The following is a 23,472-nucleotide window of genomic DNA, read 5'->3' on the forward strand; positions in this document are numbered from 1 at the left end:
GTTCAGGCGGAGGCCAGGCGCTCGGCTTCCTGGGCAATAACCAGTTCTTCGTTGGTGGGAATCACCAGCACCGGGAACCGTGAGTCGGGGCTACTGACAAAGCCGTCGCTCATCCTGCCATGATCACGGTTCAGGCCGGTGTCCAGTTCAATTCCGAGCAGCCCCAGGTGTTTGACGGTTTCCTGTCGGATGCGGGGGCTGTTCTCGCCGATACCGCCGGTAAACACCAGGGCGTCGAGTTGTGCCAGCGAGGCCGTCATGGCACCGACATAGCGGGCAAGGCGGAAACAGAACACATCGATTGCCAGTTGTGAGGGTTCGTGGCCGTGATCAGCCAGCTCGCACAGGGATCGCATATCGTTGGTTTGCCCGGACAGGCCCAGCAATCCGCTGTCGTTGTTGAGCATACGGTGGGCTTCGGTGGCACTGACTCCCCGGGTAGCCAGGTAGTCGAACAGGCCGGGGTCGACGTCGCCGCTTCGGGTGCCCATCACCAGGCCTTCAAGGGGCGTAAGGCCCATGCTGGTGTCAACGCTCAGGCCATCGCGGATGGCGGTGATGCTGCAGCCATTGCCCAGGTGTGCCGAGATAATCGATGTGGTCGCCGGTGTTTTACCCAGCAGACGTGCGGCCTCCCGGGCCATAAAGTAATGACTGGTGCCGTGAAAGCCATAGCGCCGGATGCCCCATTGGGTATAGCAATGCTCGGGTAGCGCATAGCGATAAGCCCGCTCAGGCAGGGTGTGGTGGTAGGCGGTATCGAAGACGGCGGCGTGGGGGCGGTCCGGGAACAGGGCTCGCATGGCACGGATACCGGCGAGGTTGACCGGGTTGTGCAAGGGGGCCAGTTCAGCACAGGCTTCGATGGCCTGTTCGGTGGCATCATCCACCAGGACGGCTTCACGGAAGGTTTCGCCACCGTGTACAACCCGATGGCCGATAGCCTTGGGTGTGCCGGTCAGCAATTGCCGGTTCCGGAATTCATTCACCAGCGCCTGCAGGGCCTGTTCGTGACTGGCTCCGGCCGGCAGTTTCACCGGATTGTCGTCACCGGAAATCCGTGCAAAGGCATCGCTGTTGTTCAGCTTTTCGGCCAGCGCCGAAGCGATTTTCCGGTTTTTCTGATCAAAAAGTGCAAGTTTCAGGGAGGAACTGCCGCAGTTCACAACCAGTATTGATTCTTCCATGTTCTCGCCGTGTTGGTTCTAGGTGCTGGCCCGTTCGTTGGTGTCGAGCCACTGGATGAAATCCTGTTCCGGGAGCGGAGTGCTGTAGAAGTAGCCCTGAGAGTAATCGCAATGTTCATCCTTCAGGAAGTGGGTCTGGGCTTCGGCTTCGACGCCCTCTGCCACCACTTTCAGGCCAAGGCTGTGGGCCATGGTGATAATGGCGCGAACAAGCGAGGCATCGTCGTTTTCGGTAAGCACGTCCTGGATGAAGGACTTGTCGATTTTCAGGGTATCAAAGGGGTAGCTCTTGAGGTAGCTCAGAGCTGAGTAGCCGGTACCGAAATCGTCTACCGTCAGGCGGATTCCGGAACGGTCAAGCTTGCGAAGGATATCAGCGGTTTCAATGGAGTTGTCCAGAATCAGTCGTTCGGTGATTTCCAGCTCCAGCAGCTCCGGGCTCAGCCCGCTGGCGTCGAGCGCCCGCATGACGGCATCGGTAAAGCCCGGATCCCTGAACTGGCGCGGTGACACATTCACCGCCACACCGATCGGGTTTCCGGTCAGGGTTTGCCAGTTTCGCGCGGCTTTGCAGGCTTCCTGGATGACCCACTCGCCAATAGGAATGATCAGCCCTGTTTCCTCGGCCAGCGGAATGAAACGATCCGGCATCACCATGCCCAGGGCAGGGTTGTTCCAGCGCAGCAGGGCTTCGGCAGACACCAGCTTGCCGGAGTGGGTATCGATGATTGGCTGGAAATAGAGTTCGAACTCGCCGAGCTCCATGGCCTTGCGCATGTAGGATTCCATCTGCAGCCGCTCGTGGGAGATCTCGGTCATTTCCGGTGTGAAGCGGGAATAGGCGCTCTTGCCCTTGTGCTTCGCTTCGTACATGGCGGCATCGGCGTGCTGGAGCAGGGTGCCACTGTTATCGGAGTCCTGTGGGAAGGTGGCGATACCAATACTGGTGGTAACGAACACTTCCTGCCCGCCCAGCATGAACGGGGTCGAGAAGGTTTGAAGGATGCGATCAGCCACCTGGCATGCGGCATCGGGGCCACTGAGGCCGGGCAGGACCACCAGGAATTCATCGCCGCCCAGGCGGGCGACGGTACTGGTGCCGCGAAGGCAGCTGGAGACCCTTTTGGAGGCTTCAATCAGCAGGGTGTCCCCGGCATCGTGGCCAAGGGTGTCGTTAATGTGTTTGAAGTTGTCCAGGTCGAGGAACATAACGCCAACCTGGGTTTCATCCCGGCGGGCCTGGGCGATAGCCAGCTTCAGGCGATCCAGTGCCAGCATGCGATTCGGCAGGCCGGTAAGCACATCGTAGTTGGCCTGGCGCAACAGTTGTTGTTCGTAGCGTTTACGGATGCTGATATCTTCACCGAGAATCAGGTAGCCGGTGGTATCGCTGTTGGAATCCTTGATGGGTGTTACCACCAGCTGTTCCCAGTAACGCTCACCATTGCGCCTTACGCTGTTCACTTCACCCTGCCAAACGCCAACCCGCTTCACCTGCAGCCGTATTGCCTGCCACAGGTGCCACGCTTCCCGGCTGTTCATGGATTGGTCCACCAGTGCGGACGGGTGTTTGCCGATGATGTCGTCCTGGGTGTAGCCGGTGAGCTGGCTGAATTTCTGGTTGGCGTATTCAATGTGCCACTGCCGGTCGCAGATCAGCACAGAAGAGGGGCTCTGTTCGATGGCCTGGGAGAACTTCAGGATATCGGCAGCGTCCCGCTCACGGCGTGCCACATCTTCGTTCAGCCGCTCACGCATCTCGTTGATGGCGTCTGTTACCAGGCCCAGTTCGTCCCGGCGATTGCCCGGGGTGTCCGGCCGTTCCAGTTTGAGCGGCCGCGACAGGGTTTTCAGGGAAAGATCGCGGGTGTAACCGGCCATGGCGGTCAGGTGCCGGGTAACCAGGTGGCGGAAAATCCAGAGAATGAGGATGGAAATAAAGAAAATAGTGAAGAACTGGGTGGCAATGATGACGCCCACCCGGTGCCTGAGATCCTGGTATACCCGCTCCAGTCCGGCGGTGATGGTAATTCGGCCAAGGTTGAAAGGTTCGTCATCCCGGTAAACCAGGTCAAAGCTGTGGCTGAGCAAGTCGCCGCGGGGGCTTTGCCCCATGACCAGTTCGGAATCCGGCTCTATGCGCAGGCGCAGGTGATCAATATCGGGCAGGCTGAGAATGCCCTCCATCTGGGTTTGCAGGGATTTCTGGTCGAGGGCCCAGAGGCTGCGGGCAAGGCTGGACGAGTAGCCTGCTTCGATCACATCGAGCCTTTGCTGGATTTTGTGGAGGTCCTGGCGGTAGTCCGAATAGATCTGTATGCCGGACGCCAGCAAAGTAAAGGCCGAGCTGAAGAGAAGGATCCATGCCAGGAGCCTGATAGAGAGAGGAGAGGCCGTACGAATACGTTTCAGACGTGTCGTAATGTCTGGCATTTCAGTGACCAGGCCACCTTGTGAAGTATCTGACATAACCAGGCGCTGCAAACCGTGTTGTGATTTGGGCGTTAACCCAGCTTCCCTGCAAACGACTATAGCAACAGTTTATGACAACTGCCCTGCAAACTCAGGATAAATCGGAAGAATTGCCGGAAGAAGTCTCAGTTTGACACTTATTGCAACGGTGTTTCGGGCTTGATGCAGGTCAAGATGGTGTGGGCGGTAGGGGCGTAACCTGAGCTTAGTCAAGTTCGGAATCAAACAGGAGAACGGCCATGTATATGGACGCTGTAGTAATCGCAGGTATCGTAACAGTGTTGCTGATGATCGGATTTTTCGTAGGCGTTGGTGTCTTCATCATGAAAGATCAGAAGCACCACGGTGCGAAGGGTGCCGCCAAGCATCATCATGGAAGCCATGGCGGATAGCACCTTCGGGTGCTATCAAAGCTTGGGAAAAATTGGCGTCCCCTAGGGGGTTCGAACCCCTGTTGCCGCCGTGAAAGGGCGGAGTCCTAGGCCACTAGACGAAGGGGACGCAACGTTTTCAAAAGCTTGCCTCGTCGAGGTGGCGCGTATATTAAGTAAGGGCCTTGGGCCTGTCAACGCTTTTTTTCAAAAAAATTCACTTCACGCTTTCTTGCAGGGCATCCGTTAACTCCGGGTACTTGAACCGGAATCCTTCTTTTTCCAGTCTTACCGGAACCGCTCGTTGGCCGGTGAGCAACAGCCGGGCCATTTCCCCCAGCATCAACTGTAATGCGAATGCAGGCGCAGGCAGTATCGCGGGCCGGCTCAGCACCTGTGCCAGCGCCCTGGTAAATTCAGCATTTGTTACCGGTGCAGGGCTGACTACATTATAGGGGCCGCGAGCCTGTTCGTTTTCCAGCATCCAGATCAGGGCGGCGACAACGTCGTCTCTGTGCACCCAGGGCATATACTGGCGACCACTTCCAAGCTTGCCGCCCAGCCCCAGTTTGAAGGGCAGCAGCATTCGCTGCAGGAAGCCTCCACCGGAGCCCGCCACCACGCCTGTACGGGACAGGCATACCCGTACACCGAGTTTCTCCGCCTCCAGAGCCGCCTGCTCCCAATCGCGACAAAGCTCGTGGGTGAACTCGATATTGGGTGAGGTCTCTTCGGTAACTAATTGATCATCCAGGTTTCCGTAAAAACCTACCGCAGAACCGGATACGAGTACCCCGGGTTTGGTCGCCCAGCTTTCCATGGCGCTGACCAGGTTATGGGTCAGTGCGATGCGGCTGTCCCTGAGGGCTTGTTTTCGTTTGCCAGACCAGCGCTTGTCTGCAATGCCTTCGCCGGCCAGGTTGATGACCGCATCAAAGCCGGGGCCACCGGAAGTCTGCCCAAGGTCGCCAATTACCTGAACGGGGCCACAAAGGTCCTTGACGATGTTGGGTGCCTGTCGGCTCAGCACTGTCAGTGACCAGCCCCGGCTGGCCAGTTCCTGGCAAAGAACCTGGCCAATGAAGCCGGTACCGCCGGTTATCAGAATTCGCTTTTCCATGTCTGCTTCCCTCGATGCAAACCGGGTGATCAGACTGCAGCGCGGCCCAGCTCGTCCTGGACAACGTCCCGGATGGCTTCACCCAGATGCGGGTTTTGACCAATAGGGTCTGCCAGCCGGATCTCTACACCGTGCTGTTTCTCGAGCTCTTCAATCATGGCCGGGACGTCTTTGCGTAAATGCCGGCCCGCAGCCAGGAACAACGGAATGATGGTAAAGCTGGTGGCGCCGCTTTCCTTGCCCCGGGCGACAATCGTCTCCAGGGAAGGCTCGGCCAGCTCCATATAGGCAATGGACGAGTCTTCGACTGACTCGAGGGTAGGCTTGGCCAGTTGTTCAAAGGTATCGCACCAGCGCTGGTCGCTGCTGCCGTGAGCCAGCAGAATAATGCGGTGAGGATTTGCCATGAGGTCTCCGGAATGATCAGATGGATTGGCTGCTACGTAATGACTGCAAAGTTATACGATGCTGTTGCCCTAAATGTATCAGGGAGTGGTTGAATGTTCGATTGGAAAGAGCTTTTGGATTACTGGTTTGGCCCCCTGGATGAGCAGGGCCTGCCGGATGCATTTCATCGTAATCGCTGGTTCCGGTCTGACAGAAAGTTTGACCAGGAGATTCGCCGCCGCTTTTTGTCCCTGGTTTTGTTTGCCTCCGAGGAGGGGCTGGAGCACTGGCGTACAGCTGCCGGCGGAGCCCTGGCGGAAATCCTGTTGCTGGACCAGTTTACCCGGAATATCTTCCGGGGCGCTGCGCTGGCTTTCGAGCACGATCGCCTGGCCAGACAATTGTGCCGGCGGGCGATGGACCAGGGCCAGGATGTTCAGTTACCGGCGGTTCAACGCGCCTTTCTGTATATGCCGTTCCAGCACTCTGAGAAGATCAAGGACCAGGAACTGTCGGTGGAGTGCTATCGGCAGTTGGCGGCAAGCCACAACGGCTTGCTGGGAGATTTTCTTGAGAGCTTCCTGCAGTCAGCCCGGGACCATCACGACATCATTGCCCGGTTTGGCCGTTTTCCCCACCGTAACCGTGCCCTCGGGCGTAAGTCTACGGAGCAGGAGCTGGAATATCTGGAGGGAGGGCGGAGGTTTGGCCAATAATCCGCTTTCATAATTTCTTAAAAAAACTGTTGACGCGCTGCGATCGATCAGTAGAATACGCAGCCGTTGAGAGGCAACGCCCTCCCAAAGATCTGCGGGAATAGCTCAGTTGGTAGAGCACAACCTTGCCAAGGTTGGGGTCGCGAGTTCGAATCTCGTTTCCCGCTCCAGATTCCGAAAAACCCGACCCCAGTGTCGGGTTTTTTGCTTTCAGGCTCCGGATAACTCCCTTTTCTATTGTCTGTGTCAGCTATACTCGGCATCCTCATTTTGAATCTGATCTGTAGGAGCGCTCGATATGAAGGTGCAGTCACTTTACCTGTATCCCGTAAAATCCCTGGCAGGCGTTGAAGTTCCAGGCTTTGATCTGGACGATTTTGGCCCGAAAGGGGATCGCCGCTGGATGATCGTGGACGATCAGAACCGGTTTGTAACCCAGCGCCAGATGCCCAGGCTTGCCCTGGTCAGTGCGGTGATGAGCGATGACGGGGTAGAGGTGCAGATTCCGGATCAGGGGCGTTTTCCCCTGGTTCCGCAGGAGGAACAGGTTCGGGTCGTGGTCTGGCGTGATACCGCCGATGCCCTGATGGGTGACCCTGCAGCAAGTGCGGCGTTAAGTGAGTTCTGTGGTGTCCCGCTTCGCTTTGTTTATATGCCCGATTCCAGTTTTCGCCGGGTCGATCCGGAGCGGGTTGCCGATAACCGGCGCGTGGGCTTTGCCGACGGCTTTCCGTTTCTGCTCGCCAATCAGGCGTCACTGGATGAGTTGAACACCCGTCTGACGCAGCCGGTATCCATGACACGGTTCCGGCCCAATATTGTTATACACGGCGTGCCGGCATGGGCCGAGGATGATTGGCGATCGCTGGTGATCGGGTCTGTAGGATTTCGAGTCGTCAAACCCTGTTCCCGCTGCGTTCTGACAACCGTAGATCCCGAAACGGGCATCAAAGATGCCGGAACCGAACCCCTGAAAACGCTTTCTACCTATCGTAAAACGCCTGATGGCGTAATCTTCGGCCAGAATGCCATTCATTTGAGTAGCGGCAGAATCTCGGTTGGAGACAGTGTTGCCATTTCCCAACAGGAGTCGTGAACAAGGTGCCCTTACTGAACCTGGATAAAATTTCCCTTTCCTTCGGCATGCATCCCTTGCTGGATGAGGCCTCGCTGACCATCGAACCGGGTGAGCGGGTGTGTCTGTTAGGGAGAAATGGCGAAGGTAAATCGACGCTCCTGAAAATCGTCAGCGGTGATGTGACTCCTGATGGAGGCATTGTTCGCCTGGAAGAGGGCTCGGTGCTGGCGGTATTGCCCCAGAACCTGCCGTCTGGCGACACCCGCACCGCCTACGATGTGGTGGCTTCGGCGTTTCCGGAAACCGGCGAGTTGCTGGCGGAGTTTCACTGCTTGTCCCAGCAGGCAGATGAAGCCAGCCTGGACCGGATGATGAAGGTTCAGGAGCGCCTCGAGAGCCTGGATGGCTGGCGCCTGGACCAGAAGGTCACCACGATCCTGGCCCAGTACGGCGTAGATCCGGACCGTACGCTCAATACCTTGTCTGGCGGCTGGCAGCGCCGGGTTTTGCTGGCAAGGGCGTTGGTGGCAGAGCCGGACATCCTGTTACTGGATGAGCCAACCAACCATCTTGATGTGCCCGCGATTGCCTGGCTGGAAGAGGCTCTGGGCCAGTTTCGGGGTGCCATGCTGTTTGTCAGCCATGACCGGGCCTTTATCCGGCGCATGGCGACCCGCGTAGTCGAGCTGGACCGGGGGCAGTTGATCAGTTTTGCGGCCAACTATGACAAGTACCTGGAGCTGAAAGAAAAGGCGCTGGAAGATGAAGAGCGCCAGAACGCCTTGTTCGACAAGCGCCTGAAACAGGAAGAGGCGTGGATCCGGCAGGGCATCAAGGCCCGCAGAACCCGCAATATGGGCCGTGTAAGGGCGCTCAGGGCCATGCGGGAAGAACATCGCCAGCGCCGGGTTCGCGGTGGCACTGCCAATTTCTCAGTCGAAGAGGCGGCCCGTTCCGGCAAGCTGGTGGCCGAAGCCCGGCAGGCAGGCTTTGCCTACCCGGGCAGTGAGCCGGTTATCCGGGATATGACGCTGACCATTCTGCGAGGCGACAAGATCGGCCTGGTGGGGGAGAACGGAACCGGCAAGACCACGCTGGTGCGATTGCTGCTGGGTGAGCTTGAGCCTACCGATGGTAGCATCCGGCTGGGCACCAATCTGCAGGTGGCGTACTTCGATCAGCTGCGGGGTGAGCTGGACCTGGAAAGCAACGCTCTGGATAACCTGGCCGAGGGCCGGGAATTTATCGATATCAACGGCCAAAGCAAACACGTTCTGGGTTACCTGCAGGAGTTCCTGTTCACCCCGGAACGTGCCCGTTCGCCGGTCAGTGTTTTCTCGGGTGGTGAGCGAGCCCGTCTGTTGCTGGCCAAGCTGTTCAGCAAGCCTGCCAACATCCTGGTTCTGGACGAACCAACCAACGACCTAGATGTGGAAACCCTGGAACTGCTTGAAGAACAGCTCTCGGAGTTCAAGGGTACGGTGATTGTGATCAGTCACGACCGGGAATTCCTGGATAACGTGGTCACCGACACGATCTTCCTGGATGGCACCGGTCGGGTGCGCGAGTTCGTTGGCGGTTACAGCGATTGGCGCCGGCAAGGCGGGGTGTTTCCGGCGGAGTCTTCCGGCAGTCGGCCGGACAAACAGGATAAGCGGGAAAAGACTGAGGCAACGACAAAGAAGCCTGAGGCTTCTGCAGCTCCCGCAGCAAAGTCCAAACCGGTGAAACTGAGTTACAAGCTCAAGCTCGAACTGGAGCAGTTACCGGGTAAAATCGAGGCTTTGGAGCAGGAAGTGGCGGAGTTTCAGCAAGCGATCTCCGCGCCGGATTTTTATTCCGGAGATCCGGAGAAGGTTTCGAAGACACTGGAGCAGTTGTCTGACGCAGAAGCCCGCCTTGAGCAGGTCATCGAGCGCTGGATGGAGCTGGAAGAGCAGGCGGGGCAGTAGCAGCCCCGCCATCGCCCATTATCAGTGAATGCGCACTGCCAGAACGTCACATTCTGTGCCGTGCAGCACGCCATTGGCGGTAGAGCCCAACAGCAGCTGGAAACCTTTGCGTCCGTGGCTACCGACAATCACCAGGTCCACTCCCTGTTCCTTCACCAGCCGGTGAATTTCAGATTCCGGACGGCCAACCGTCACAATCTGGCTGTCCTTGGCTACGCCGTATTGCTCGCCATATTGCCCAAGCTGGTCATGGGCGGCCTTGTCCAGCTGATCCTGCAATTCAGAAAGATCCATGGGGATGTCGCCGCCATAGGCATAGCCGACAGGCTCCACTACGTGAACCAGCAACAGCTCCGCCGCCTGTGACTCGGCAATGGACTTGGCTTTGTTAAGGACCTGCGGTGCTTCTTCGGTCAGGTCGATGGCAACCAGAACTTTTTTGTAGGTGGACATGGGGTCTTGCTCCTTTGCGCTGGGAAATAATCCTGAATGACTCTGGATTGTATACCAATCAAGTGTATAGCCATTCTGACCGGCATCAAGCGGAAAGGGAAGTTTTTGGCCGGCGGGCAATGAGTTAACCCGGCCGGCCAGGCAGGAATCAGGCGTTATTGCGGAGCATTACGATGGCGTCGTCCAGGCCCTGGATAATGCCTTTGGAGTAACGGTCGATAATAAAGCTGACGTTGTTGTCGTTGTAGTTGATGTAGGAGCCGCGAATGAACTGCCACTTGGCGGCCACATCATCGAGGGCAGTTTTCAGTTCGCCGGTCGCGGAGCCGGAGCGCGCCTGCGCCAGAAGCTCGTCAAACATCAGCGCCTGCTGGTCGAGCGACACTTCGTTGGCGGCGCCCTGGAACGTCTGGGAGACAGAAGAGTGGGTACGGGCGGCGTAGCGGGCCATCATCTGAGCCATCAGCACTGCCGCTGAGCGCGCCGATTCCACTTGCGGGTTGGTTTCGGTTCCGCTGCTTTCCCTGGCGAGGTCGTAAAGCTCTGTGGCGGTATCGTTCATCGACTGCCCCTGATTGGCGAGCTCGGCCATCAGGCGCAGGTCAGGGTAACCGCGATCCCGTACTTCGTTGATGTTGCTGCGCATCAGGTCCTTGAAGCTGTCGAATGACCGGTTCAGTTCCTCGACCTGTTCGTCTGAAAGCACGCCACTGTTGCTGCCGACCACAGAGTTCATGGCGTCGTTGGCGCTATTGATTCCAACCACGACACGGTTGAGCAATTCGGTGTCGGAGGTTGCGCTGAAGGCGTAGAAGGCGTCCAGCGCCAGGTAGTTGTTGATGCGGAAATCATGAAGGTCTGCGAGGAACTCGTTACCGGATTCCTGTGCCTTGGCGCCGAACGCGGTAAAGGACAACAGGATCAGGGCTGCCAGAAGTGAGCGGATTCGCAGGTGGGCGTCTTTCATCGGATCAGTCTCCGTAATGCCGTTTTATTATTGTGGACTAAAGTCTCAACTCGAAGTTAAAGTAACTACGCAGCCTAATCAACTAATTTCCGGCTGTTACCGGTACCACTTCACTTTTTTATCAAGAGTTTCTCCGGGTTCCCTGCAGAAACAAATTGACAAACGCTCCGTTTTTTTCCATCGTGTGGCCTCACGATTCAAACGACTGTATGAATTTTGGATCGGAAGATCGGGCAGTGACCGAAATCTCGCTGCACAAACAGCCGGCCCGGCAGCTATTGTCAGCCGGTTGTCAGCAGTTCCAAACACAGACTGGAGATCAGTTGATGATTTACGAAGGTAAAGCCATCACGGTTAAAGAGATCGAAGGCGGGATCGCTCAGTTGAACTTTGACTTGCAGGGCGAGTCAGTCAACAAGTTCAACCGTCTCACCATCGAAGAGCTGGGCGCCGCAGCTGAAGCACTCAAATCCCAGAAGAACCTCAAGGGCCTGGTGGTTACCAGTTCCAAGGACAGCTTTATTGTCGGTGCCGATATCACCGAGTTTACCGAGCTGTTCGCAGGTTCCGAAGAAGCTCTCGTGGCCAACAGCATGAAGGCCAACGAAGTATTCAACGCCATTGAAGACCTGCCGTTCCCGACCGTTACCGCTATTAACGGTATCGCTCTGGGTGGTGGCTTCGAAATGTGCCTTTCCACCGACTACCGGGTTATGGCTCCCAAGGCCAAGGTAGGTCTGCCGGAAGTGAAGCTGGGTATCTTCCCGGGCTTCGGCGGTACTGTTCGCCTGTCCCGCCTGGTGGGTGTGGATAACGCGGTTGAGTGGATTGCCGGTGGTACTGAAAACCGCGCTGATGCCGCTCTGAAAGTGGGCGCTGTTGATGCCGTGGTTGAAGCCGACAAGCTGGTCGACGCAGCCGTTGCCATTATCAATCAGTGCAACGAAGGCAAGCTGGACAACCTGGCGCGCCGTGAAGAGAAGAAAGGCAAGATCAAGCTCAACGCCATGGAAAGCATGATGGCGTTCGAGATTTCCAAGGCGTTCGTGGCCGGCAAGGCTGGCAAGAACTATCCGGCGCCGGTGGAAGCCATCAAGACCATGCAGAAGCATGCCGGCATGACCCGCGACAAGGCGATCGAAGTAGAAGCCAAGGGCTTCGCCAAGATGGCCAAGACCAACGTTGCCGCGTGTCTGGTTGGTCTGTTCCTGAACGACCAGGCCCTGAAGAAGAAAGCCAGTGCCTGGGAAAAAGAAGCCTCTGATGTGAACCTGGCTGCCGTACTGGGCGCCGGTATCATGGGTGGCGGTGTAGCCTTCCAGTCGGCGCTGAAAGGCACCCCGATTGTTATGAAGGACATCAATCAGGACGGCATCAAGCTGGGCCTGAGTGAAGCCAAGAAGCTGCTGTCCAAGCGTGTCGCCAAGGGCAAGATGGACGCTGGCCAGATGGGCGACGTTCTGAACAACATCACGCCGACCCTGAACTACGGTGATTTCAAGAACGTAGACCTGGTTGTTGAAGCGGTTGTTGAAAACCCGAAGGTGAAAGATGCCGTTCTGCGCGAGACCGAAGACGCGGTTCGCGAAGACGCCATCCTGACGTCCAACACCTCTACCATCTCCATCAACCTTCTGGCCAAGAACCTGAAGCGTCCGGAGAACTTCTGCGGCATGCACTTCTTCAACCCGGTACACATGATGCCGCTGGTTGAGGTTATCCGTGGCGAGAAGACCAGTGACCGCGCTATCGCGACCACCGTTGCCTACGCCAAGGCCATGGGCAAGACCCCGATCGTGGTTAACGATTGCCCGGGCTTCCTGGTTAACCGTGTTCTGTTCCCGTACTTCGGCGGCTTTGCTGCGCTGGTACGTGACGGTGCCGATTTCCAGAAGATCGACAAGGTGATGGAAAAGTTCGGCTGGCCCATGGGCCCGGCCTACCTGCTCGACGTAGTGGGCATGGACACTGCCAAGCACGCCAACGAAGTGATGGCAGACGGCTTCCCGGATCGCATGAAGGCTGACTTCAAGTCTGCCATCGACGTGATGTTCGAGAACAACCGTTACGGCCAGAAGAATGACAAGGGCTTCTACAAGTACGAAGAAGACAAGAAGGGCAAGCCGAAGAAGGTTGTCGACGAAGAAACCTACAAGCTGATCGAGCCTGTGGTTAACGGCAGCAAGGACTTCGACGAAGAAGACATCATCGCCCGTATGATGATTCCTCTGTGCCTGGAAACCGTTCGCTGCCTGGAAGACAACATTGTTGAAGACCCGGCCGATGCAGACATGGGTCTGATCTACGGTATCGGTTTCCCTCCGTTCCGTGGTGGTGCCCTGCGCTACATCGACGACATGGGCGTCGACAAGTTCGTCGAACTGGCAGACAAGTATGCAGATCTTGGCCCGCTGTACGCGCCGACCGAGAAGCTGCGTGAAATGGCCAAGACTGGCAAGAAGTTCTTTGGCTAACCCTAACGAGATTTCCGAACGGAGAAAGATCTATGAGCCTTAATCCGAGAGACGTTGTCGTCGTCGATTGCGTGCGGACTCCGATGGGTCGTGCCAAAAACGGCTGTTTCCGCAACGTTCGCGCCGAGACTCTGTCTGCTGCGCTGATTGAAGCACTGTTTGAGCGCAACCCGAAGCTCGATCCGAAAGAAGTAGAAGACGTAATCTGGGGCTGTGTAAACCAGACTAAAGAGCAGGGCTTTAACGTGGCGCGGCAGATTTCCCTGCTGACCCGTATCCCGCACGAGTCTGCTGCCCAGACCGTTAACCGTCTGTGTGGTTCCGCCATGAGCGCCATCCACACTGCCGCCCAGGCGATTCAGACCGGTAACGGTGACGTGTTCATGGTAGGCGGTGTCGAGCACATGGGCCACGTACCCATGACTGCCGGCTTCGACCACAACCCGGCTGCGTCCAAGTACTCTGCAAAAGCGTCCAACATGATGGGCCTGACTGCAGAAATGCTGGCGAAAATGCACGGTATTACCCGCGAGCAGCAGGATGAGTTCGGTGCCCGTTCCCATCGCCTGGCCCACGAAGCGACTGTTGAAGGCCGCTTCAAGAACGAAATCGTTCCGATTGAAGGCCACGACGAAAACGGCTTTGTGAAGCTGATCGAAGAAGACGAGACCATTCGTCCGGAAACGACCGCTGAGTCCCTGGGCCAGCTGCGTCCGGCGTTTGATCCGAAGAACGGTACCGTAACTGCCGGTACGTCTTCCCAGCTGACCGATGGCGCGGCTGCCATGGTGCTGATGTCCGCTGAGCGGGCAGAAGCACTGGGTCTGACCCCGATTGCCAAGATCCGCAGCATGGCTGTTGCTGGCTGTGATCCCGCAATCATGGGCTACGGCCCGGTTCCGGCCACCAAGAAGGCACTGAAGCGTGCAGGCCTGAAAGTTGAAGATATCGACTTCTGGGAACTGAACGAAGCCTTCGCAGGCCAGTCCCTGCCGGTCCTGAAAGACCTGAAACTGCTGGGTGTTATGGAAGAGAAGGTTAACCTGAACGGCGGCGCGATTGCCCTTGGCCATCCGCTGGGCTGCTCCGGTGCCCGTATCTCCACCACACTGCTGAATATCATGCAGGCCAAAGGCGGTAAGCTTGGTGTATCCACCATGTGTATCGGCCTGGGTCAGGGCATTGCCACTGTGTGGGAGCGCCTCTGATCGGTTAGTCCGGATCAGTAACGCTCAATCAGGAGGCCCGGCAATTCGCCGGGCCTTCCTGTTTCAGGGATTGTAAAACGGCCCGGAAATCCCAAAAAACGGTGACTGAAATCAAAGAATGGGTTGTTTTGCCATTCTTGACCCTGTAAAACAGTGAGCCTATACACAATGGCAGCCCCTGTGTTTTCCAGTTGCCTGATTTTTATGCGAGTTTACGGTTCTGTCCAGAACTTGACCGATTGATCGCCAAGGATACAGATCTCCGATATGGGTAAAAGTCTCGTTATTGTCGAGTCTCCAGCGAAAGCGAAGACCATCAACAAGTACCTGGGCTCGGATTTTATTGTTAAGTCCAGTGTTGGCCACATTCGTGACCTGCCAGTCAGTGGCAGTGGTAGCCAGTCAGACCCGAAAGAGCGCGCCAGGCAGGCCGCTGCCACCCGCAAGATGAGCCCGGACGAAAAAGCCGAGCACAAGAAGCGTAAGGCCCGTGAACAGCTGGTTGCCCGCATGGGGGTAAATCCCGATAACGACTGGAGCGCCCGTTACGAGATCCTGCCCGGTAAGGAAAAGGTCGTCAGCGAGCTAAAGCGCCTGGCCAAGAATGCCGACCACATCTATCTGGCAACGGATTTGGACAGGGAAGGGGAAGCCATCGCCTGGCACCTTCAGGAGACCATTGGCGGCGAGCCGGAAAAGTATCGCCGCGTGGTGTTCAACGAAATTACCAAGCGGGCCATCCAGGAAGCGTTCAAGGACCCCGGTGAGCTGGATAACAACCGGGTAAATGCCCAGCAGGCGCGCCGGTTCCTGGATCGCGTTGTGGGTTACATGGTTTCGCCGCTGCTCTGGGCCAAGATTGCCCGGGGCCTGTCTGCTGGCCGGGTTCAGTCGGTTGCCGTGCGCCTGATCGTTGAGCGTGAGCGGGAAATCCGCAAGTTCGTGCCGGAGGAATTCTGGCAGCTGCACGCAGACCTGACCGCAGAAGGAACCAGGGACCCGGTTCGGTTCGAGGTTACCCGCTACAACGACAAGCCCTACCGTCCGGTTAATGATGTTCAGAGCAAGGAACATGTTGACCGTCTGAAAGCCGGTAGCTTCAAGGTGGCCAAGCGGGAAGACAAGCCAACCCGTTCACGGCCCTCTGCTCCCTTTATTACCTCGACACTGCAGCAGGCGGCGAGCAACCGCATGGGCTTCAGTGTCAAGAAAACCATGATGCTGGCCCAGCGCCTGTACGAGGCGGGCTACATCACCTACATGCGTACAGACTCGACCAACCTGAGCCAGGATGCCGTAACCGGCTGTCGCGAGTTTATTCAGAAACAGTTCGGTGATCGCTACCTGCCTGAGAAGCCCCGCGTGTACGGTAGCAAGGAAGGCGCCCAGGAGGCCCACGAGGCCATCCGGCCTACTGACGTATCCCGCAGGCCTACCGATATCAGTGGCCTGGAAAAGGATGCGGAGAAGCTTTACGACCTGATCTGGCGCCAGTTTATCGCCTGCCAGATGGCGGATGCCGAATTCCTCAGCACCTCCATCGTTGTGGCCAATGGTGACTACGAACTGCGTACCCGTGGTCGCATCGTCAAGTTCGAAGGTTTCCTGAAAGCTGCGCCCCAGTCAGCCAAGAAAGACGAAGACGTGGCGCTGCCAGACATCAAGGTAGATCAGCCCCTGGATCTCAAGAAGCTGGATCCGACCCAGCATTTCACCAAGCCTTCGCCGCGCTATACCGAAGCCAGCCTGGTCAAGGAACTGGAAAAGCAGGGCATTGGTCGTCCTTCTACCTACGCATCCATTATTTCCACCATCCAGGATCGTGGTTACGTGCGGCTTCAGAACCGCCGTTTTTACGCCGAGAAGATGGGCGAGATTGTTACCGAACGGCTGGCAGAGTCTTTCCCGAACCTGATGGATTACGATTTTACCGCACGCCTGGAAGGCGAGCTGGACGAGATTGCCGAAGGCGACGTTCAGTGGAAGAAGGTGCTGAACGACTTCTACGCCAAGTTCCGTAACCAGCTCGAAAGTGCGGAAAAGACCGACGGCGGCATGCGGGCCAATACACCCACGGAAACCGACATTCCTTGCCCCAGTTGCGGCCGTAATATGCAGATCCGGGTAGCCAGCACCGGGGTATTCCTGGGCTGTTCCGGCTATTCATTACCGCCCAAGGAGCGTTGCAAGACTACCATTAACCTGGTGTCTGGCGACGAAGTGGTCAGTGCCGATGAAGACGTGGAAGGCGAGGGCGAAACCCGTCTGCTGCGCATGAAGCGCCGCTGTCCGAAATGCGGCACGGCCATGGACAGCTACCTGGTTGATGAAAAGCGCAAGCTGCACGTGTGCGGTAACAACCCCGACTGCTCCGGCTACGAAGTGGAAGAGGGAAGTTTCCGCATCAAGGGCTACGACGGCCCTACGCTGGAATGCGACAAGTGTGGTTCCGAAATGCAGCTGAAAACCGGCCGTTTCGGCAAGTACTTCGGCTGTACCAACAGCGAGTGCAAGAACACCCGCAAACTGCTGAAGAACGGCGAGCCTGCGCCCCCCAAAATGGACCCGGTGCCCATGCCGGAGCTGCAGTGCCAGAAGGTGGACGACACCTACGTACTGCGTGACGGTGCCTCCGGCCTGTTCCTGGCGGCCAGCAAATTCCCGAAAAACCGGGAAACCCGGCCACCGCTGGTGATGGAAATCAAACCACACCGCAAGGAAATCGACCCGAAATACGATTACCTGATGGACGCCCCGGAGAAAGACCCCGAGGGTAACCCGACGGTGATCCGCTACAGCCGTAAGTCGAAAGAGCAGTATGTTATGTCGGAACAGGACGGCAAGGCCACCGGCTGGTCCGCCTGGTACGAAAACGGCCGCTGGGTGCCTCGGGACAAGAAGAAGTAGGTTTTTAGCCACGGAATCCACGGAAAAACACGGAAAGATATTGTTTCGCTTTTATTTTTCCGTGTAATTCCGTGTTCTTCCGTGGCAAAAAAATGCTTTTGATCAGTTGGTCTTGCTCGTGATGCTCATTTCTTACGAAGCCTCTGAATCAGCGAAGACGTATCCCAGCGGTTGCCGCCCATCTCCTGCACATCTCCGTAGAACTGGTCCACCAGTGCCGTTACCGGCAGTCTGGAGCCGTTTCTGCGGGCTTCTTCGAGGCAGATGCCCAGGTCCTTGCGCATCCAGTCCACCGCAAAGCCGTGGTTGAATTCGCCGTCGATCATGGTTCCGGAGCGGTTTTCCATCTGCCAGGACTGGGCCGCGCCCTTGGAGATCACGTCCACCACCTTGCGCACGTCCAGCTCTGCCTGTTCGGCAAAGTGCAGGGCTTCTGAAAGCCCCTGTACCAGCCCGGCAATGGCAATCTGGTTAACCATCTTGGTCTTCTGGCCGCTGCCCACAGGGCCCATCAGGTTCAGGGCCCGGGCGTAACATTCGAGTACCGGCTTAACCTTGCTGAAATCGTCGGTACTGCCGCCGCACATGATCGTCAACTGGCCGTTTTCGGCACCTTGCTGGCCGCCGGAAACCGGGGCGTCGATAAAGCCCTGGCCCCGTGCACGGGCCGCCTGTGCCAGTGTCTCGGCAATGCCGGCAGATGCAGTGGTGTGGTCTACCAGGGTGGCTGTGGCCGGGGCGTTGCTGATGATGCCATCCGGGGCGGTGTAGACTTCTTCCAGGTCTTTATCGGCGCCCACGCAGGTCAGTACCACGTCTGCGTTGGCGACCGCATCTGCAATGCTGTCACTGGCTTTCCCCGGATACTGTTCGGCCCACTGACGGGCCTTTTCGCTGGTGCGGTTCCAAACGCTGACGTCATAGCCGGCCCGGGCAAGGTGGCCTGCCATCGGGTAGCCCATTACTCCGAGCCCGATAAACGCGATAGTTGCCATGGTCTGCTCCTGGTTCTTGTCGGATTGGTTGAATTTGTCGTGCCATGATACGAAAAAAGCCGCTGGATTCAGCGGCTTTTTTCTGGGTGAAGCAAGCTTGCAGCTTACTTCTTTGGGTAGTCGCGCTTCGGCGAGCCGGTGTACAGCTGGCGCGGACGGCCGATGCGGTTGGCACCGCTGACCATTTCGTTCCAGTGAGAGAACCAGCCGATGGTGCGGGACATTGCGAAGATCACGGTAAACATGGAAGTCGGAATACCGATGGCCTTCAGAATGATGCCGGAGTAGAAGTCGACGTTCGGGTACAGCTGGCGCTGAACGAAGTATTCGTCTTCCAGGGCAATCTTTTCCAGGCGCTGGGCAATCTTCAGCAGCGGATCGTTTTCCAGACCAAGCTCGCTCAGCACTTCGTGAGCGGTCTGTGCCATTACCTTGGCGCGCGGGTCGAAGTTCTTGTAAACCCGGTGACCAAAGCCCATCAGGCGGAAAGGATCGTCTTTGTCCTTGGCCTTGGCGATGAATTTCTCGATGTTGGACTCGTCGCCGATTTCAGCCAGCATGTCCAGAACCGCTTCGTTTGCACCGCCGTGTGCCGGGCCCCAAAGGGCGGCGATGCCGGAGGCGATACACGCGTACGGGTTGGCGCCGGTGGAGCCCGCCAGGCGTACGGTGGAGGTAGAGGCGTTCTGCTCGTGGTCAGCGTGAAGGATAAAGATCTTGTCCATCGCGTTGGCCAGAACCGGGTTCGGCTTGTAGTCCTCGCAAGGGGTGCCGAACATCATGTACAGGAAGTTCTCGGCATAGGACAGGTCGTTACGCGGATACATGAACGGCTGGCCCATGGAGTACTTGTAGCACCATGCGGCGATGGTCGGCATCTTGGCGATCAGGCGATGGCCGGTAATCTCGCGCTGCTTGGGATCAGCCACATCCATCTGGTCATGGTAGAACGCTGACAGGGCACCCACAACGCCGCACATGATGGCCATGGGGTGCGCATCACGGCGGAAGCCGTTGAAGAAGTTGCGCATCTGGTCGTGCAGCATGGTGTGGTTTTTGATGGTGTCGTGGAACTGCTTGTTTTCTTCAGCGCTCGGCAGTTCGCCGTTCAGGAGCAGGTAGCAGACCTCGAGGAAGTCGGAATGCTCGGCCAGCTGGTCGATCGGGTAACCCCGGTGCAGCAAGACGCCTTTGGCACCATCGATGTAGGTGATGGCAGATTCGCAGGCTGCGGTAGATACAAAACCTGGGTCGTAAGTGAATACGCCTTCCTGGACGAGGCCGCGTACGTCTATAACGTCAGGGCCGACGGTGCCGGAGTAAACCGGTAGCTCAATGGACTTGTCTCCCACCGAGAGCGTGGCTTTCCTGTCGGTCATGGTGCTCTCCCGTTTGATTAGCTGTGACAGCTGATTTGCATGTGTAGATGCGCCAGAAAGCGCGTATTATCGCAAAACTGGGCGCAAAATATAGGGCGTCAGCTTTTTTTGTCAATGAGCTGGGTGCGAAAAGCACCAAATTAACATCCGGTGTAAATGAGGGATATCCCGAATGACGGCGCTTTTGCCCTGAATTCCGGTTTGTCAATAATCCTTATAGATGGGGCAGGGCAGCGCCTCGTAAGGGTTTGGCGGTTGTTGCAAGTTTGTAATTACCGGGGTGTCTCCTTATAATCCGTAGCCCGGAATCGGGGATGCGCCGTTTTCTTGCATGCTTCAGCGTAGCAAGCTACCGGGTTGTCATCCGCCCTCCTGAACCAATCGGTTACCGGTATCGTACTGATTCTCCGGACCTAACATACCAACCAACCGCCGCCGGTTTTCCCGGTTTCGCGGTACCAAGAGAGAGTGTGAGAGCGCTGTGAATAGCAAACGACCAGTAAATCTCGATCTCGGCAAGTTCCATTTCCCGCTGCCAGCCATTACTTCGATCCTGCATCGTATCAGCGGCATCATCATTTTTGTTGGTGTTGCATTCCTGATGTACGGCCTGGATCTTTCCCTGTCCGGGGAAGATGGCTTCAACCGGGTTAACGAACTGCTGGACAGCTTCCTGGCAAAGCTGATTATCTGGGGCATCCTGTCTGCTCTGCTTTACCACCTTGTTGCAGGTATCAAGCACCTGCTGATGGATGCGGGTATTGCTGAAGAGCTGGAAAGTGGCCGCCTTGCCGCCAAAATCACGCTTGTGGTTTCCATTGTTCTCATCATTCTGGCAGGAGTCTGGGTATGGGCATGAACAGTGTAACGAATATTGGTCGTAACGGGATTCAGGACTGGATCATCCAGCGGGTTACTGCCTACGTATTGGCTCTGTACACGCTGTTTCTCCTTGGTTTCTTCGTAACTACAGACGTGGACTACCAGGCGTGGTCTTCCCTGTACAGCCAGGGTTGGTTCAAGATTTTCAGCCTGCTGGCGCTGTTGTCCATTGCCGGACACGCCTGGGTAGGCTTGTGGACCGTATCCACCGACTACATCAAAGCAGCAATGCCGCGCTTCCTGCTGCAGGCAGCCTGCATTCTGGCGATGTTCGTATATGTCGTGTGGGGCATTCAGATTCTGTGGGGGCTTTAATCGATGGCTAACATCAAAACCATGTCTTACGACGCGATTGTTATCGGTGGCGGCGGTGCCGGTATGCGTGCCGCCCTGCAGCTGACAGAAGCCGGTATCAACACCGCGTGTATCACCAAGGTCTTTCCGACCCGTTCGCACACAGTGTCTGCCCAGGGCGGCATTACCTGTGCGATCGCAAGCGCTGATCCCAATGATGACTGGCGCTGGCACATGTACGATACCGTCAAGGGCTCCGACTATATCGGTGACCAGGACGCTATCGAGTACATGTGTTCTGTAGGCCCCCAGGCTGTGTTCGAGCTGGAGCACATGGGCTTGCCGTTCTCCCGTACCGAGCAGGGCCGTATCTACCAGCGTCCGTTCGGTGGCCAGTCCAAGGGTCCGGACAACCCCACCCAGGCAGCCCGTACCTGTGCCGCCGCTGACCGTACCGGTCACGCCTTGCTGCACACCCTGTACCAGGCCAACCTGAAGGGCGGCACTACCTTCCTGAACGAGTGGTATGCCGTAGACCTGGTCAAGAACAGCAAAGACGAAGTGGTTGGTGTTGTAGCCATCGAGATCGAATCCGGTGAAGTGGCTTACATCAAGTCCAAGGCCACCGTTCTCGCTACCGGTGGTGCTGGCCGTATCTACGCCTCTACCACTAACGCCATGATCAACACCGGCGACGGTATCGGCATGGCGCTGCGTGCCGGGTTCCCGGTGCAGGATATGGAAATGTGGCAGTTCCACCCGACCGGTATTCACGGTGCTGGCACCCTGGTTACAGAAGGTTGTCGGGGTGAGGGTGGTTACCTGATCAACTCCGAAGGTGAGCGTTTCATGGAGCGCTATGCTCCGAACGCGAAAGACCTGGCTGGCCGTGACGTTGTGGCCCGTTCCATGGTTCTGGAAATCCTGGAGGGTCGCGGTTGCGGTCCCGACAAGGATCACGTACTGCTGAAGCTGGATCACCTGGGTGAAGAGACCCTGAACCTGCGTCTGCCGGGTATCTGTGAGCTGTCCCGTACCTTTGCGCACGTTGATCCGGTCAAAGAGCCGATCCCGGTCGTTCCGACCTGTCACTACATGATGGGCGGTGTTCCCACCAACGTGGGTGGCCAGGCCCTGACCCAGGATGAAAGCGGCAACGACAAGCCTATTCCCGGCCTGTTTGCCTGTGGTGAAGCGGCTTGTGTATCTGTACACGGCGCTAACCGTCTGGGTGGTAACTCCCTGCTGGACCTGGTGGTCTTCGGTCGTGCAGCTGGCCTGCACATTGAAGAGCAGCTGCGTGGCGGCTTCGAGGTTGATGGCGCCAGCGAAGAAGATATCAAGCGTGCCATGGCTCGCCTGGAGCGTCTGGACAGTGCCTCTGAAGGTGAGGATGTAGCCAAGGTTCGTAAGGATCTGCAGAACTGCATGCAGCTGTACTTCGGCGTATTCCGTGACGGCGAGAGCATGGAGAAGGGTATCAAGCTGCTGGAAGAGATTGGCGAGCGTGTTCGCAAGACCAAGCTGGCCGATACCAGCAAGGCGTTCAACACTGCCCGTATCGAAGCGCTGGAGCTGGATAACCTGTACGAAGTTGCCTACGCAACAGCCAAGTCTGCGATCGAGCGTAAAGAAAGCCGTGGTGCGCACGCCCGTAACGACTTCACCGAGCGTGACGACGAGAACTGGCTGAAGCACTCCATGTACTTCCCGCTGGACAAGCGTGTTGGCAAGCGTGACGTGAACTTTGCACCGAAAACGGTTCCGACTTTCCAGCCGAAAGTCCGGACCTACTAAGGGGGTATCCTGAATATGTTGGTAAGCCTGTATCGCTATAATCCGGAAACCGATAATGCCCCTTACATGCAGGATGTCGAAATCGAGATTCCTGCGGGCAAAGATCTCATGGTTCTGGATGTTCTGAACCTGGTGAAGGAAAAAGATCCTTCCATGAGCTATCGTCGTTCCTGCCGTGAGGGTGTTTGCGGCTCTGATGGCATGAACATGAACGGCAAGAACGGCCTGGCTTGTATCACTCCGGTGTCGGATGTGGTCAAGAACAACAAGCTGGTTCTGCGCCCGCTGCCGGGCCTGCCGGTTATCCGTGACCTGGTCGTGGATATGAGTCTGTTCTACAAGCAGTACGAAAAAGTTATGCCGTACCTTGTAAACGACAACCCGGCTCCGGCCATTGAGCGCCTGCAGTCACCGGAAGATCGTGAAAAGCTGGACGGCCTGTACGAGTGTATTCTGTGTGCATGCTGCTCCACCGCTTGTCCGTCGTTCTGGTGGAACCCTGACAAGTTCATTGGTCCGTCTGGCCTGCTGCAGGCCTACCGCTTCCTGGCGGACAGCCGCGACACTGCCCAGGCAGAGCGACTGGCGAACCTGGATGACCCGTTCAGTGTTTTCCGCTGCCGCGGCATCATGAACTGCGTAAGTGTGTGTCCGAAAGGCCTGAACCCCACAAAGGCGATTGGCCATATCCGGAACCTGTTGCTGCAACGAGCCACCTGACCGGCAAAATCTGCAGCACCAGCTATACTGGTGTTCTGACACCAGTTGGTACCCTCGAAGGCCTCGCTATATGCGGGGCCTTCAACCAAAGGCTTATAGTCAAAAGTCTTATC

19 protein-coding genes and 2 tRNA genes are annotated in these 23,472 nt (G+C 57.1%); 12 read left to right on the forward strand and 9 right to left on the reverse strand.

What is annotated here, in order from left to right:
- Positions 1-2: 2 nt before the first annotated feature.
- Positions 3-1,187, reverse strand: a complete 1,185-nt coding sequence (locus tag AQ621_RS05000; RefSeq protein ID WP_058340535.1) for an acetate kinase — start codon at positions 1,185-1,187, stop codon at positions 3-5.
- A gap of 18 nt (positions 1,188-1,205) precedes the next feature.
- Positions 1,206-3,656 carry a bifunctional diguanylate cyclase/phosphodiesterase gene (locus tag AQ621_RS05005; RefSeq protein ID WP_082640908.1) on the reverse strand — a complete coding sequence of 817 codons (2,451 nt, stop codon included), beginning with the start codon at positions 3,654-3,656 and terminating at the stop codon, positions 1,206-1,208.
- A gap of 290 nt (positions 3,657-3,946) precedes the next feature.
- Here AQ621_RS05005 and AQ621_RS17975 point away from each other — a divergent pair, with 290 nt between their 5' ends.
- Positions 3,947-4,051, forward strand: coding sequence for a hypothetical protein (locus AQ621_RS17975; protein ID WP_413772289.1), 105 nt, complete (start codon positions 3,947-3,949; stop codon positions 4,049-4,051).
- A gap of 33 nt (positions 4,052-4,084) precedes the next feature.
- On the opposite strand, the gene AQ621_RS05010 is transcribed toward AQ621_RS17975, so the two are convergent.
- From AQ621_RS05010 to AQ621_RS05020, 3 genes are all read right to left on the reverse strand, one after another.
- A tRNA-Glu gene (locus tag AQ621_RS05010) sits at positions 4,085-4,160 on the reverse strand.
- 87 nt (positions 4,161-4,247) lie between these two features.
- Positions 4,248-5,150, reverse strand: a complete 903-nt coding sequence (locus AQ621_RS05015; RefSeq protein WP_058340536.1) for a TIGR01777 family oxidoreductase — start codon at positions 5,148-5,150, stop codon at positions 4,248-4,250.
- Positions 5,151-5,179: 29 nt separating this feature from the next.
- Positions 5,180-5,557: a sirohydrochlorin chelatase gene (locus AQ621_RS05020; RefSeq protein WP_058340537.1), complete on the reverse strand. Its 378-nt coding sequence runs from the start codon at positions 5,555-5,557 to the stop codon at positions 5,180-5,182.
- A gap of 93 nt (positions 5,558-5,650) precedes the next feature.
- On the opposite strand from AQ621_RS05020, the gene AQ621_RS05025 reads away from it, so the two are divergent.
- From AQ621_RS05025 to AQ621_RS05040, 4 genes are all read left to right on the forward strand, one after another.
- The gene (locus AQ621_RS05025; protein ID WP_058340538.1) at positions 5,651-6,253 is read left to right on the forward strand and encodes a DUF924 family protein; all 603 of its coding nucleotides are present in this window, start codon (positions 5,651-5,653) and stop codon (positions 6,251-6,253) included.
- A gap of 94 nt (positions 6,254-6,347) precedes the next feature.
- Positions 6,348-6,423: transfer RNA gene (locus AQ621_RS05030), tRNA-Gly, on the forward strand.
- Positions 6,424-6,551: 128 nt separating this feature from the next.
- Complete coding sequence (locus AQ621_RS05035; protein WP_058340539.1) at positions 6,552-7,349, forward strand: MOSC domain-containing protein; 798 nt, start codon at positions 6,552-6,554, stop codon at positions 7,347-7,349.
- A 5-nt stretch (positions 7,350-7,354) separates the two neighbouring features.
- The gene (locus AQ621_RS05040; RefSeq protein ID WP_058340592.1) at positions 7,355-9,283 is read left to right on the forward strand and encodes an ATP-binding cassette domain-containing protein; all 1,929 of its coding nucleotides are present in this window, start codon (positions 7,355-7,357) and stop codon (positions 9,281-9,283) included.
- A gap of 21 nt (positions 9,284-9,304) precedes the next feature.
- Here AQ621_RS05040 and AQ621_RS05045 read toward each other — a convergent pair whose 3' ends face one another.
- Both AQ621_RS05045 and AQ621_RS05050 read right to left on the reverse strand, forming a co-directional pair.
- Positions 9,305-9,736: a universal stress protein gene (locus tag AQ621_RS05045; RefSeq protein ID WP_022989223.1), complete on the reverse strand. Its 432-nt coding sequence runs from the start codon at positions 9,734-9,736 to the stop codon at positions 9,305-9,307.
- A gap of 148 nt (positions 9,737-9,884) precedes the next feature.
- Positions 9,885-10,703 (reverse strand): hypothetical protein, encoded by an 819-nt coding sequence (locus AQ621_RS05050; RefSeq protein WP_022989224.1) that lies wholly within the window; start codon positions 10,701-10,703, stop codon positions 9,885-9,887.
- A 326-nt stretch (positions 10,704-11,029) separates the two neighbouring features.
- Between AQ621_RS05050 and fadB the strand changes: the two genes are divergently transcribed.
- The 3 genes from fadB (at position 11,030) to topA (ending at position 17,292) form a co-directional block, all read left to right on the forward strand.
- Positions 11,030-13,177 carry a fatty acid oxidation complex subunit alpha FadB gene (gene fadB / locus AQ621_RS05055; protein ID WP_058340540.1) on the forward strand — a complete coding sequence of 716 codons (2,148 nt, stop codon included), beginning with the start codon at positions 11,030-11,032 and terminating at the stop codon, positions 13,175-13,177.
- Between the two features lie 32 nt (positions 13,178-13,209).
- Positions 13,210-14,385: an acetyl-CoA C-acyltransferase FadA gene (fadA, locus tag AQ621_RS05060; RefSeq protein WP_036219550.1), complete on the forward strand. Its 1,176-nt coding sequence runs from the start codon at positions 13,210-13,212 to the stop codon at positions 14,383-14,385.
- 267 nt (positions 14,386-14,652) lie between these two features.
- A complete protein-coding gene (gene topA / locus AQ621_RS05065; protein ID WP_058340541.1) occupies positions 14,653-17,292 on the forward strand; it encodes a type I DNA topoisomerase in 2,640 nt (879 codons plus the stop codon).
- Between the two features lie 125 nt (positions 17,293-17,417).
- Here the strand turns inward: topA and AQ621_RS05070 are convergent, their stop codons facing one another.
- Together AQ621_RS05070 and gltA are read right to left on the reverse strand one after the other, a co-directional pair.
- Positions 17,418-18,287, reverse strand: coding sequence for an NAD(P)-dependent oxidoreductase (locus tag AQ621_RS05070; RefSeq protein WP_058340542.1), 870 nt, complete (start codon positions 18,285-18,287; stop codon positions 17,418-17,420).
- Positions 18,288-18,391: 104 nt separating this feature from the next.
- Positions 18,392-19,666: a citrate synthase gene (gltA, locus tag AQ621_RS05075; protein ID WP_058340543.1), complete on the reverse strand. Its 1,275-nt coding sequence runs from the start codon at positions 19,664-19,666 to the stop codon at positions 18,392-18,394.
- A 481-nt stretch (positions 19,667-20,147) separates the two neighbouring features.
- On the opposite strand from gltA, the gene sdhC reads away from it, so the two are divergent.
- The 4 genes from sdhC to AQ621_RS05095 are packed head-to-tail and all read left to right on the forward strand — an operon-like array spanning position 20,148 to position 23,359.
- On the forward strand, positions 20,148-20,525 hold the full coding sequence (gene sdhC / locus AQ621_RS05080) for a succinate dehydrogenase, cytochrome b556 subunit (RefSeq protein WP_058340544.1): 378 nt from the start codon (positions 20,148-20,150) through the stop codon (positions 20,523-20,525).
- On the forward strand, positions 20,522-20,863 hold the full coding sequence (sdhD, locus tag AQ621_RS05085; protein ID WP_082640909.1) for a succinate dehydrogenase, hydrophobic membrane anchor protein: 342 nt from the start codon (positions 20,522-20,524) through the stop codon (positions 20,861-20,863). The genes sdhC and sdhD overlap by 4 nt, the downstream gene beginning before the upstream one ends.
- Positions 20,864-20,866: 3 nt before the next feature.
- The gene (gene sdhA / locus AQ621_RS05090; RefSeq protein ID WP_058340546.1) at positions 20,867-22,639 is read left to right on the forward strand and encodes a succinate dehydrogenase flavoprotein subunit; all 1,773 of its coding nucleotides are present in this window, start codon (positions 20,867-20,869) and stop codon (positions 22,637-22,639) included.
- A gap of 15 nt (positions 22,640-22,654) precedes the next feature.
- Positions 22,655-23,359 (forward strand): succinate dehydrogenase iron-sulfur subunit, encoded by a 705-nt coding sequence (locus AQ621_RS05095; protein ID WP_058340547.1) that lies wholly within the window; start codon positions 22,655-22,657, stop codon positions 23,357-23,359.
- The last annotated feature ends 113 nt before the right edge of the window (positions 23,360-23,472 follow it).

The organism is Marinobacter sp. P4B1, from assembly GCF_001447135.1.
GTDB classification, from domain to species: Bacteria; Pseudomonadota; Gammaproteobacteria; order Pseudomonadales; family Oleiphilaceae; genus Marinobacter; species Marinobacter vinifirmus.